This is a genomic window from Paraburkholderia sp. GAS38 (genome assembly GCF_050434965.1).
In the GTDB taxonomy this organism is placed as follows: Bacteria; Pseudomonadota; Gammaproteobacteria; order Burkholderiales; family Burkholderiaceae; genus Paraburkholderia; species Paraburkholderia phenazinium_A.
The window spans coordinates 72,641-85,529 of the sequence record NZ_JBNDJO010000016.1; the positions used below are offsets into that span (position 1 = coordinate 72,641).

Here is a 12,889-nt window from a genome sequence, read left to right on the forward strand (position 1 = left end):
CACCTTTGTGTGCGTCGCGATGATGATCATAAACGCCAGGCGGTCTCGGCGATGTGTCGCAAAGCATGCAGACGGTGCCTAGATTCGTGACTTATGGTGCGCCGGGTGTTGCGGTTCACATCACCTGCCATGCCAAAGGTGAGGCTTTTCGGGAGGCATGCTTGCATGCCGGTTCCGACCGTCGCGGCATCACCCGCGTCCATGCTGCGCGGCAATCTCCTGGAGATCGAGGTCGTATTCGAGGATGGTGAGCAGCTCATCGTCGATCTGCCCCGATCGATGCATCCGCAACAACTCCGTGCGTCCCGCGGCGATGGCTGCCAACACGACGTCGAAGTGGGCGGCGCGCTCGTTGGCTGGGAAGGCGGCTTCGAGTTGATAGGCCTCGGTGATGCGTGCGCGGTAAGTGTATTGCTCGAGCAGGCGTGGATGGATCACGCTGCCGTCCGGACCGTGGACGAGCGGCTGGATCGCGGCGAGCTGAGCCGCTTCGAGACGCGCCCACGCTTGCGGCTCGGTCAACAGACGATCACCGGGTTCGGCCACATGAGCGGGCTGGACCCAACGGATCAGCGGACCGATCGTCGTGCCCTGGCCGAGGACGGTCACCAGAATCACGGCAAAGGCGGCCACGAGAATCAGGTCGCGGCCGGGCATCGCATCGGGTAACGACAACGCAATGGCGAGTGTGACGACGCCACGCATGCCGGCCCAACTCGTGACGGTCGCGGAGCGCCAGTCGGGTGCGGCGCTGCTGCGTCGCATGAGCTTGCATAGCGCGCCGTTCAACGCTTCGACACTGAAGACCCACACGAAACGCGAAACGAGGACGGCTGCCAGCACGGCCGCCACCGCCGGCGCGAAGGCGGTCAACGCGTCGCCCACTCCGCCGAGGCGAACGATCACGCCACGCAGCGACAAGCCGATCAGGATGAACACCAGCGCTTCCATCAGAAAGATCACGACTTGCCAGAAGGCCGTGCCGCGTGTGCGCACCGCAGCTGGGAAGACTTCGTGCTGATACCAGCCGAGCATCATGCCGCAACTGACGGTAGCGATCACGCCGGAGACGTCGAGCATCTCGCCGACGATATAGCTGATCCACGCGGCCAGCACCGATGCCGTGATCATCAGGTAAGCGTCGTCGAGATACTGGAGCAGCTTCACGACCAGAAAGCCGAGCGCGATACCCACGGCCACGCCGCCTAACGCCAGGACCGCGAAGCTTGCTACTGCATGTCCGGTGCTGAAGGCGCCAGTCAACGCCGCCGCGACCGCGAAGCGAAACAGCACGAGCCCAGCCGCGTCGTTCAACAGGCTCTCGCCTTCGAGCAGCACCATCAGGCGTCGGGGCAGCGCGACGCGTTCGAGCACGGCCTTGGCGGCCACCGCATCCGGCGGCGAGACGATCGCGCCGAGCGCGAAGCATGCGCCCCACGGCAGACCGGGCACGACCTCATGCGCGACCACGCCGACCACCAGCGTCGTGAAGGCGACCGCGCCGATCGCAAGCAGCAGGATGCCGCCGAGGTTGCGCTTGAATTCGACCCAGACGGAGAAGTAAGCGCCGTCCATCAGGAGGGGCGGCAGGAACACGATCAGCACGAGCGCGGGATCGAGCGTGACGGTTGGCAGGCCGGGCACGAAGGCCATCGCAGCGCCACCGATCAGCAAAGCCGCGGCGGGCGGCAAGCGCAGGCGCTTCGCGAGGAGTTGCAGCCCGATCATCGCGATGAGCGACAGCAGGACAAGTTTGAAGGCCACAACGGAGGACATAGGGCGGTCTCGGTGAGTTCACTTCATGCGGTGGAACTGGGTTTCTACCATATGGCGGGGGGTGGGTGGATGTGTTTGGGTTTTGTGTGGGGGCTGGGTGCGAAGCCTCCATGCGGAAGTCTGCGAGTTGGATGCTTTGCGCTATCTGATCGCGAAGTCCGCAACTATCGGCGCAGCTGAAAACGTATCACGTTGAACTGTTCGACGTTGAGGGTGATCGTCTGACAGATTTCTTCGCAATTCCTCACGAATTTTGATGTCCTGAATCAGGGCATTTGTTGTCGATTTGCATGGCGTCCGAAATTTTAGGAATTGTCGGATAGTTCGTGTGGAACGCTCCTTATAGGGTGCTTGGGTTTCAAACAAGTACAACCAATAAGGATGACTATGAAAAACAACAAAGTTACTGAGAGTCCTGCAAGTATGGCGGCACGCTTGCTGGCTGCATTTGTGCTGCTCCTGGTCGCGTTTGGCGCCAACGCAACGGACTGCAACGCGCTCTATGCGGCTACCGGTGCAGTACCGGGTTCCCCCACCTGCCGGTGGGACGTTTACGGCCGTGTGCCCGGCAGCATGGCCAACTACGCGTGCATCAACACATGGTCCCTCATCGACGCGTGGTGCGCGACACCGACTGCGGAAGAACCCGAAGCGAGTTGTCCCGTCGCTGACCCGGTGTATCCGGGCAATGGTGCCGTCACCTTGACTGAAGCCGACTTTGTCAGCGGCGACGACATTCCGATGCGATTCACACGGACTTATCGATCCAGGTCACTGGGTAGCTCCGCCACGGCGATGGGGCCGGTCTGGTTCCATAGCTGGCAGCGCAACCTGGGACTCGTGAACGCCAACAGCGGTAGCTCGTCCAAAGTGCTTGCGTATCGCGAGAACGGTGAACCTGTCACTTTCAACTGGGCAGCCGGCACGTGGCGTACAGCCGGCTTTACCGGCCTTGCACTGGCACAGAGCGGCTCTGGATGGACGCTGACCGATCTCAAGACCGATACCGTCGAATCGTATTCGGCCCAGGGCGTGCTGCTTTCGGAGAGCACGAAGACGGGATTTGTTCGAACGTTGACTTACGGCGGTTCAGGGCTGCTGACCGCGATTACGCAGCATGCGGCGAGCACTGACGCTAACAACGACATCACGCTTCGCCTCGACTATGACGACAAGAACCGCCTGTCACGCCTGAACGACTCCTTGGGCCGCATGACGCAGTACGGTTATGACGCGAACGGCAATCTTGTTTCTGTTACCTGGCCCGATGGCTATGTACACCGCTATGTCTACGACGACGCGCGTTTCAAGAATGCGCTGACCGGAGAGATCGACGAGGCGGGCAACCGCATTGCGACGTGGAGCTACGATGCTCAGGGCCGTGCGGTAGACGTCAGCCATCCGGGTACCACGCAGAATGCGCAGTTTGCCTATAACACCGGTTCGACGGTCATCACTGGTCGTAAAGGTGCCACCACGCTGAACATGTCGTCGATTGGCGGGATGCTTCGGCCTACGGGGACAACCTCCGCCGCCGGCAATAGCAGCTCCGCGTGGGATGCGTCGGGAAATCTGCTGAAGGACACCGACGCAAGCGGCGGCACTTCTGAATACAGTTACGACGATAAAGGACGGCCAGTCCGAGCGATCGTAAAGGACGTCACCGGTACGTCGATCACCACGATCCGTTATGCCGATGGGACGACTTTGCGTCCCTCGATGATTGCGTCGCCGAAACTGATGCAGTCCTTCGTGTATGACGCGAACGGCAACACGACTGGGGTTAGCGAGACACCGACCACCGATCCAACCGGCGCCACTGGCTTCGAAGCAGGCGAGGCAGATGGGGCGACGATCGCGTATGGGATGACCTATGACGCAATGAACCGGCTCGCGTTCGTTCAACAGATGACCGGCGGGAAGGTCGCCGGCCAGTGGAAGGTCACTCGCGATGCAACGGGCAATGCCTTTGCGATCGTCGCACTAGGGGAGGTTCAGCAAGCCACGGAGATGATCACGCGGGATGCCGCCCATCGCGCGCTGCTGGGTTATAACCCGACGGGCGATTTCAGCTTGCGCTACGACCGACGTGGACGAATCGATCTCTTCAAATTCAATGAATATGCAAGTCCGGCGAACGGCGGTGTGCGACGCGTTTTCAAGGTCAGGTTCGGGTATTCACCCGACGGCCAGATCGTGTCACGTAGTGGCACCGTCGCAAGGAACGGCAGCATTCTCGACCTGAACGACGGCACGGACATTCCGATCAGCAGCGACGAGATCAATCAGTGGATCGATAACTACAACTATGGTGACTCTCCGGTAGGACCGCCGGCCAATCTCCAGGGTGCGCGTCGGTTGCTGGGTGACAACTTGCTGAGCACGTCGACCGTCTGCGGTGACTGTCACTTTTCGGCAGGACTGTTTGACGGCTCTGTGCGCGGTATCTTGATCGTCTATCGACTTTTACAGAACCCGGTAGTCAGATACGGCATCGGTCAGGGTGCAAGAAAGGTCGCGGAAAACTGGGAGCGCATCAAGGAGATGTGCAAGCCCGCGGCTGAGACGGAGGTCGATGGGATTCCGCCGGGGCGGATCACCTCGGAATACACTGATATCACAACGGGGGGTAGTATTCGCAACATCCGAACCGATGTTGGCAAAGCGGAGTTTGAGGCAAACCTCGTAGAGAGCGGCTATGTCCAGTCTCTTAGTAAGGATGGCAAAGCAGACATCTTTTCAAAGGGCGGGGCGCGTTACACCGTCAGAGAAGACTCAAACGCAGGATATCCTACCGCTGAGTATGTACCCGCTGGCGCAGCGCGCGGCACCATTAAGATCCGGCTTCCAAAATGAACGACATTGACTTTATGGGTGATTCTGCGACCTTCTTGCCGCTTTGGGAGCGTGCGAGCGCAAGCGCACAAGCACTAGCCAGCATCCCGTCGAGGGATCTGCTTTATTTTGATTCCGTCGACATATCGACTCAAAAATTCTTCGATCTCATTCGAGCTATGCTTGCTTTCAAGGGCGCCACGGACTTTGCCTCGCTAGTTCTTAAGCCAGATCCGTTCAGCTATTTTCATTTTCATTTCGGCAAGTACCCTGGTTTTATACATCGGGCTGAACACACCGATGATGACTTCTTTGAGTCTTGGCAAAAGGACCCAGGCGACAGTCCGGCGGACTGTCTTTGGGCAAACTCAGAACGATATGCGGTCTTGCCGATCCCCGGAGATTGGTTCGTGTACGCAGACAGAAAATGGGAGATGGGCGTCCTATCCGGGCCTCCGGATATCATTTCATTTGCACGTAATTTCTATCCGTTTTTTCTTGATCCTGGGGAAGGCTTCAAGATTGTTGACTAATTAAGCTGAAGTTGACCCAGCCAGGTCGGCCCTGGTCGTGGCCGGAATATTCGCCGTGCCGATCCTGCCAGACGATTTCGATTTCAAGCATGACGACGAATTCGCGCGTTGGCTTGGAGTCGCCATGCTCAATGCGATCTCACTGGGCCAACCTGACATCAAGCAATACATGACCGCAACGCAAGAGCCAATTGACAGACCATCAGGGCATTGAGCAGTCAGACGCTGCGCGACACGACCAACTGAAGTTCGATCATGTCGCGCGGCCACGACTTCGGGTGACGTTGTTTCACCCCCCTCAAGCCTTCAACGTCCCACCCGCCACATCCTCCCTCGACTGCACCTGCAGCACCGCATCCCGCTTATCCAGCAGATGCTGCCGCAAGATCGCGCTCAGGCGCTTGCCATCCCGCGCTTCCAGTGCTTCCAGCATCTCGCCATGGTCATGAACCGCGCGGTCCCACTTAGGAATCTGAAAGTTCGAGCGAAAACGCAGCGCCTGCAATCGTCGGTTGACCGAAATATAGGTCTGCCGCAAGGCTGAATTGCGCGCCGCCTCATTGATCTTGTCGTGGATCGCCTGATTGCGGCTGTAGTACCCCGCCAGATCGTTCTGCGCACGGCACGCCAGCATCGCGTAGTGCAGCGCCTTGATCTCGGCCAGTTCCACCGCGGTGATCCGCTCGGCCGCCAGCTCGCCCGAAAACGCCTCGAGCCCGCTCATCAGTTCGAACGTCTCGCGCAACTCCGCCTCGGACATCTTCGACACCGACGCGCCGCGGTTCGGCCAGATCTCGATCAGCCCTTCGGCCGCGAGCACCTTCAGCGCTTCCCGCAACGGCGTACGGGAAATGCCGAGCGTCTCGCACAACTCGCGCTCGTTGAGCTTCTTGCCCGGCTCCAACACGCCTTCGACGATAAAGCGCCTAATGTGCTCGACGACCGTGTCGTGCAGTCGCTGCCGCTCAACCTTCGGCATGAGCGGGGTGCCAGCCGTGTCCGCCTCGAAATCCGAATTTTGCATACAAAAACCCTCATACCTATTTCAGACAATTTTATAGGAACCTGATGCATAAAGGCATTAGGTAAGATAGCGGGTAAACACCGGTCCGGACCGTGCACATTTGCCTTGGGTTCGTCATCGAACTGCTGATATAGTTTTTTGCATGCAAAATTCAATCGGAGAAGACCCATGCTGAAACTCGACTTTCATCCCGCTGGCCGTCACTTCCTGCAGATCCCGGGGCCGAGCCCCGTGCCGGACCGCATCCTGCGGGCGATGAGCTATCCCACCATCGATCACCGTGGCCCGGAATTCGGCGCGCTTGGCCTGAAGGTGCTCGACGGCATCAAGAAGATCTTCAAGACCCAGCAGCCGGTGGTGATCTACCCGGCCTCGGGCACCGGCGCATGGGAAGCCGCGCTCTCCAACACGCTGAGCCCCGGCGACCACGTCCTGATGTTCGAGACCGGCCACTTCGCGACGCTGTGGAAGAAGATGGCGGAAAGCCTCGGGCTGAAGCCGGAGTTTCTCGGTCTGCCGGGCATCGAAGGCTGGCGCCGTGGCGTGCAGCCGCAGATGATCGAAGCGCGTCTGCGCGAAGACACGCAGCACGCCATCAAGGCCGTCTGCGTGGTGCACAACGAGACTTCGACGGGCGTCACCTCCGACATCGCCGCCGTGCGTCGCGCGATCAACGCCGCCGGTCACCCGGCCTTGCTGCTGGTCGACACCATTTCGGGTCTGGCCTGCGCCGACTATCGCCATGACGAATGGGGCGTGGACGTCACGGTGTCCGGTTCGCAAAAGGGCTTGATGCTGCCGCCGGGCATCAGTTTCAACGCGGTCTCGCCGAAGGCCATCGCCGCTAGCAAGCAGGCCAAGCTGCCGCGCAGCTTCTGGGACTGGACCGAGATCATCGAAATGAACAAGTCCGGCTACTGGCCGTACACGCCGAACACGAACCTGCTGTACGGCTTGTCGGAAGCGCTCGACATGATTCTCGGCGAAGGGCTCGACAACGTGTTCGCGCGTCACGAGCGCCTCGCCGAAGCCAGCCGCCGCGCCGTGCGGGCGTGGGGTCTCGAGATCCAGTGCGCCGACCCCGCTGTCTATAGCCCGGTGCTGACGGGGGTGATGATGCCCGAGGGAATCGACGCCGACGCGGTACGCAAGACCATCTACGAACGCTTCGACATGTCGCTCGGCACGGGTCTCGGCAAGATGAAAGGCCGCATGTTCCGCATCGGTCATCTGGGCGACTGCAACGACCTCACGCTGCTGGCGACGCTGGCCGGCTGCGAAATGGGCCTGAAACTGGCGGGCGTGCCGGTTGCTGCGAGCGGCTTGCCGGCGGCCATGGAGTGGCTCGCCAGCCAGGCGCAAGGCGCAGGATTGAAGGCCGCCGCCTGAGCAGCGGCGGGACATGACGGGGAGGGTGGGGAGCCTTCTCCTGACGGTAAGCGGGCGTAGCGGTTCATAAAGCGCTACGCCCAGGCAGCGCACGCTAGGGGATCAACGACGCAGCGCGCCGTTCCAGGCACGCGGTCGACACCAGCAACGGAGACGTACGATGAAGCGGTTTCGTGTGACCAGTGCGAGCAGTATCGTTTTATTGATGCTATGCATCATGTACTTCATTACCTACCTTGACCGCGTCAACGTCAGTACCGCAGCAGCCGGCTTCGGTAAGGAGTTCCAACTTTCTCATACTCAGATTGGCCTCGTCTTCTCGGCCTTCGCGTATCCGTACCTCGTGTTTCAGATCATCGGCGGCTGGGTGAGCGACCGGTTCGGCGCGCGGCGCACGTTGATCTGCTGCGGCGCAGTGTGGGCGCTGGCCACCATCCTGACCGGCCTCGCCGGCGGCCTTACTTCGCTGCTCGCCGCACGCTTGTTGCTGGGTTTCGGCGAAGGGGCAACGTTTCCGGCCGCAACAGCCGCGATGGCGCGCTGGGTCGCCAAAGAAAAGCGCGGCTTTGCGCAAGGCATCACACACGCGGCCTCGCGCATCGGCAATGCGGTGGCGCCGGGTGCGATCGTCCTCGTGATGGCCACCTGGGGCTGGCGCGAATCGTTCTACATCTGCGGGATATTCAGTCTCGTGTGGGTGATCGTCTGGGCAATCACGTTCACGGAGCATCCGAAAGACCATCCGCGCATCACGGCTGATGAACTCGAGGTCCTGCCGCAGCCCAAGCCGAAGGCCGCCAACGTACCGTGGAAAGCCCTGTTTCGCCGCATGGCGCCGGTCACGATTGTCTACTTCTGCTACGGTTGGACGCTGTGGCTCTTTCTCAGCTGGATTCCGCAGTACTTTCTGCATAGCTATCACCTCGACCTGCAGAAGTCGGCCATCTTCGCCTCGACGGTGTTTTTCGCGGGCGTACTCGGCGATACGCTCGGCGGTATCGTGACAGACAGGATCTTCACCCGCACCGGCAGCCTGAAACGTGCGCGTAGTTGGATGGTGTCGATCTGCATGCTGTTGACGCTCGCCGTGCTGGTGCCGCTGATGTTCGCGCACAACCTCTATATCTCTATGGCATGCCTGTCCGCCGGTTTCTTCTTTGCGGAAATGACGATTGGTCCGATGTGGGCGATTCCGATGGACATCGCACCGGAATACTCCGGCACCGCCAGCGGCATGATGAACACCGGTTCGGCGCTGGCCGCCATCATCTCGCCGGTAGCCGGCGGCTTTCTGATCGACCGCTTCGGCAGTTGGGAATTGCCGTTCGTCGGCAGCATGCTGCTGATGGGCATCGGCGTGGTGCTCGCCTTCCGCATGCAGCCGGAAAGCAAATTCGAAGTGAACGCGACACCGGGCGCGCAGCCGGCAACTGGCTTCAAAGTCTGAGCGCGCGCAGCACGCCCGGTTTTTAATCTCTGACCCGTAACGACGTAACGATGACCTCTACCGACATTTCCCCCTTGAGCCAGCGTCTCGCCGATGCGCGCGCACATCACCTGACGCTCGACAGCGTGCCGCCGGAACTGATCCCAGTTGACGCAGACGCCGCCTACGCGATTCAGCACGAGATTCTGCGTGCGTCGGGCGCGCGGATCGGCGGCTGGAAAATCGGCGCGAAATCCGAGACCGGCCCGATTCAAGGTGCGCCGCTGCCGGCCGGCGATGTGTATGACGACGGCGCGAAACTCTCGCGTGAGGCGTTTGCGCCGCTCGCGCTCGAACTGGAGATTGCGTTTCGCTTCGGCCGCCGCTTCGAACCGGCAAGCGAACCGTACAGCGAAGACGAAGTGTTCGCGGGTATCGGATCGTTTGGCACAACGATTGAAATTGTCGCGAGCCGCTACGCCGCATGGCCGAACATCGACAAGCTCGCGCAACTCGCCGATCTGCAAAACAACGGTGCGCTCATCGTTGGCGAATTCGCGCCTTATCGTGACGACTTTCCATTTGTCGCGCCGTCGCTGCGCTTCAGTTTCGAAGGGCGCGATGTGGTGCTCGCCGCCGCGGCGAACCCTGCCGGCGATCCACGCCGCCTGCTCCCGTGGCTCGTGAATCACTGTGCAGTGCATCGCGGTATGGCTGTTACGCCGGACATGGTGATCACGGCCGGTTCCTACACGGGCATGTTTTTCCCGCAGAGCGCAGGCACGGCGAGCGGCCGCATTGAAGGGCTCGCGCCCGTCAGTGTGACGCTCTTCTAGAGATTTCTTCGGGCCGACGATATGACGAATGCCGCTTCCCCCTTACTCGTCAAACCCATTCACCTGGTTCCGTCCAGCGCGCGGTTGACGACGCCGCTCGCGAGGCGTCTGCGCGAAGCCTTGCGCGGCGACGTGCTGTTCGACGCAGCCAGCCGCGGCCGTTACGCCACGGATGCGTCGATCTACCAGATCACGCCGATCGGCGTTGTCGTGCCGCACGATCAGGACGATCTGCGCATCGCGCTCGAAGTCGCGCGCAGCGAGAAGGTGCCGTTGCTCGCGCGCGGCGCCGGCACGAGCCAGTGCGGACAGACGGTGGGCGAAGCGCTGGTGATCGACACCAGCAAGTGGCTGAACAATATCGTCGCGTTCGATGCCGAGGCGCGCACCGTGACGGTCGAACCGGGCGTCGTGCTCGATCATCTGAATGCCTGGCTCAAGCCCCATGGGCTGTGGTTTCCGGTGGATGTATCGACGGCGGCGCAATGCACGATTGGCGGGATGACCGGCAATAACTCGTGCGGCTCGCGCTCGATCGAGTACGGCAACATGGTGCACAACGTCGAGGCCATCGAAGCGATCCTCGCCGACGGCAGCGAGGCGCGCTTCGCATCGCTGCGCGAGGCGCCGCAAGGGGCGCGTCTGCAGGAGATCGTCGAAGGCGTGAAGCGCATCGCGCTGCGCGAACGCGACGAGATTGTCGCGCGTGTGCCCAAGGTGCTGAGGCGCGTGGCCGGCTACAACCTCGACGTGTTCGATTGCCAGAATCCACGCGCCTACACCGACGATGGCATCGCCAACCTCGCGCATCTGCTGGTTGGCTCGGAGGGCACGCTGGCGTTCAGCCGGCAGTTGACGCTGAAGCTCGCGCCGTTGCCCGCGCACAAGACGCTCGGCGTGGTCAACTTCCCGACCTTCTGGCAGGCGATGGACCTGACGCAGCACATCGTCAAGTTGAAGCCCGTGGCGGTTGAACTGGTGGACCGCACGATGATCGATCTGGCGATCGGCAATCCGGCGTTCCGCCCGGTCATCGAGAAAGCGCTCGTCGGCCGTCCCGAAGCGATCCTGCTGGTGGAATTCGCCGGCGAAAGCCGTGACGCGCAACTCGCCGGTCTCAAGCAACTGACCGAGCTGATGGCCGACCTCGGCCTGCCCGATTCGGTCGTGCAGATGCCGGACGCAAACGAGCAGAAAGCGCTGTGGGAGGTCCGCAAGGCGGGTCTGAACATCATGATGAGCATGAAGGGCGACGGCAAGCCGGTGTCCTTCATCGAAGATTGCGCGGTGCCGCTCGAGCACCTCGCCGAGTACACCAGCAAGCTGACCGAGGTGTTCCACCGTCACGGCACGGAAGGCACCTGGTACGCGCACGCGAGCGTCGGCACGCTGCACGTGCGGCCGATTCTGGACATGCGTCGCGACGGCGCGCTCAAGATGCGCGCGATCGCGGAAGAAGCGGCAGTGCTCGTGCAGGAATACAAAGGCGCCTATTCGGGTGAGCACGGCGACGGACTGTGCCGCGGCGAATGGGTGGCGTGGCAATACGGCCCGCGCCTGAACCAGGCGTTCAGCGAGATCAAGACGCTCTTCGATCCGGACAACCGCTTCAATCCGGACAAGATCGTGCGGCCGCCGAAGATGGACGACACGCGCAATTTCCGCTTCGCACCGGGCTATCGGGAGCGCGCGGTGGAGACGGCGCTCGACTGGTCCGCATGGAATGTCGAACGCGATCCGCTCACCGGCGAGGAGAGCTTGCCGGGGACAGGTAACGATCTGTCCGGCGGCCTCGCCAAGGCCGTGGAGATGTGCAACAACAACGGCCATTGCCGCAAGTTCGATGCGGGCACGATGTGCCCGAGCTACCGCGTGACGAAGGACGAGCAGCACGTCACACGCGGCCGCGCCAATACGCTGCGGCTGGCTATTTCTGGGCAGCTCGGCGAGGCAGGGCTGGCGAGCGACGACGTGAAAGACACGCTGGATCTGTGCGTGTCGTGCAAAGGCTGCAAGCGCGATTGCCCGACCGGTGTCGATATGGCGAAGTTCAAGATCGAAGCACGGGCGGCGCGCGTCAAGCGGCACGGTCTGAGCATGCGCGACCGGCTGGTGGCGTTCATGCCGCGCTATGCGCCGTTCGCCAGCAAGGTGCCGGGCCTGATGGCTTTGGCCGACAACGTGCCGGTACTCTCCACGTGGTTCAAGCGGACGGTGGGTTTTGCGCCGCAACGCACGTTGCCGCGCTTCAGCAAATCGTTCCTCGCAAGTGCTGTAGCCAGCGGAAGAGCCACCGCGGCAAAGACACGTTCAGATGCAGACGGCGTCGTCAAAGAGGTGTTGTTGTTCGTCGATACGTTCAACAACAACATGGAGCCGGACAATGCGCGAGCGGCGCAGCGAGTGCTGGAGGCCGCCGGTTATACCGTGCACTTCAACACACGCGAGGGAGAGCGGCCGGTGTGCTGCGGCCGTACTTTCCTCGCGGCGGGTCTGGTGGACGAAGCGAAACAGGAAGCGCGGCGCATGCTCGACACGTTCCGGCCGTTTGTCGAACGCGGTGTGCCGATTGTCGGACTCGAACCGTCGTGTCTGCTGTCGCTACGCGACGAGTTTCTCCACTATGGTTTCGGCGAAGAGGCACAACGGCTGTCGAAGTCGGCATTCCTGTTCGAAGAGTTTCTGGTGCGCGAGCAGAAGGCCGGGCGTCTGGCGCTGGAACTCAAACCGTTGCCTACACCGAACGCCCTGGTGCACGGCCATTGCCATCAGAAAGCCTTCGACGCCTTCACGCCGGTGCAAACCGTGCTGAAATGGATTCCGGAGCTGACGGTGTCGACGGTCGAATCATCCTGCTGTGGGATGGCGGGTAGTTTCGGCTACGAGGCCGAGCATTACGAAACCTCGCAGGCGATGGCGGAGTTGTCGTTGCTGCCTGCCGTGCGCAAGATCGGCGCCGATACGGTGATGGTGGCCGACGGCACCAGTTGCCGGCATCAGATTCACGATGGTGCAGGCGTCGACGCGGTGCATGTGGCGCGTGTGCTGGCGATGGCCTTGAAGTAACCAG

The 12,889-nt window shown here is 61.5% G+C and carries 8 protein-coding genes; 6 read left to right on the forward strand and 2 right to left on the reverse strand.

Annotation, left to right across the window (positions count from 1 at the left end; all coding sequences use genetic code 11):
* Window positions 1-189 precede the first annotated feature (189 nt).
* On the reverse strand, window positions 190-1,776 hold the full coding sequence (locus tag P3T42_RS30405; RefSeq protein ID WP_429308132.1) for a Na+/H+ antiporter: 1,587 nt from the start codon (window positions 1,774-1,776) through the stop codon (window positions 190-192).
* Window positions 1,777-2,163: 387 nt separating this feature from the next.
* On the opposite strand from P3T42_RS30405, the gene P3T42_RS30410 reads away from it, so the two are divergent.
* Window positions 2,164-4,632: a DUF6531 domain-containing protein gene (locus P3T42_RS30410; protein ID WP_429308133.1), complete on the forward strand. Its 2,469-nt coding sequence runs from the start codon at window positions 2,164-2,166 to the stop codon at window positions 4,630-4,632.
* Window positions 4,629-5,144: a hypothetical protein gene (locus P3T42_RS30415; RefSeq protein ID WP_429308134.1), complete on the forward strand. Its 516-nt coding sequence runs from the start codon at window positions 4,629-4,631 to the stop codon at window positions 5,142-5,144. Before P3T42_RS30410 ends, P3T42_RS30415 begins: the two co-directional genes overlap by 4 nt.
* 298 nt (window positions 5,145-5,442) lie before the next feature.
* On the opposite strand, the gene P3T42_RS30420 is transcribed toward P3T42_RS30415, so the two are convergent.
* On the reverse strand, window positions 5,443-6,168 hold the full coding sequence (locus tag P3T42_RS30420; RefSeq protein ID WP_074293947.1) for a GntR family transcriptional regulator: 726 nt from the start codon (window positions 6,166-6,168) through the stop codon (window positions 5,443-5,445).
* A 168-nt stretch (window positions 6,169-6,336) separates the two neighbouring features.
* Between P3T42_RS30420 and P3T42_RS30425 the strand changes: the two genes are divergently transcribed.
* From P3T42_RS30425 to P3T42_RS30440, 4 genes are all read left to right on the forward strand, one after another.
* Window positions 6,337-7,557, forward strand: a complete 1,221-nt coding sequence (locus P3T42_RS30425) for a pyridoxal-phosphate-dependent aminotransferase family protein (protein WP_429308135.1) — start codon at window positions 6,337-6,339, stop codon at window positions 7,555-7,557.
* A 160-nt stretch (window positions 7,558-7,717) separates the two neighbouring features.
* Complete coding sequence (locus P3T42_RS30430) at window positions 7,718-9,004, forward strand: MFS transporter (protein ID WP_429308136.1); 1,287 nt, start codon at window positions 7,718-7,720, stop codon at window positions 9,002-9,004.
* A gap of 50 nt (window positions 9,005-9,054) precedes the next feature.
* On the forward strand, window positions 9,055-9,819 hold the full coding sequence (locus P3T42_RS30435; protein WP_429308137.1) for a 2-keto-4-pentenoate hydratase: 765 nt from the start codon (window positions 9,055-9,057) through the stop codon (window positions 9,817-9,819).
* 21 nt (window positions 9,820-9,840) lie between these two features.
* Window positions 9,841-12,885, forward strand: a complete 3,045-nt coding sequence (locus P3T42_RS30440) for an FAD-binding and (Fe-S)-binding domain-containing protein (RefSeq protein WP_429308138.1) — start codon at window positions 9,841-9,843, stop codon at window positions 12,883-12,885.
* Window positions 12,886-12,889 lie beyond the last annotated feature (4 nt).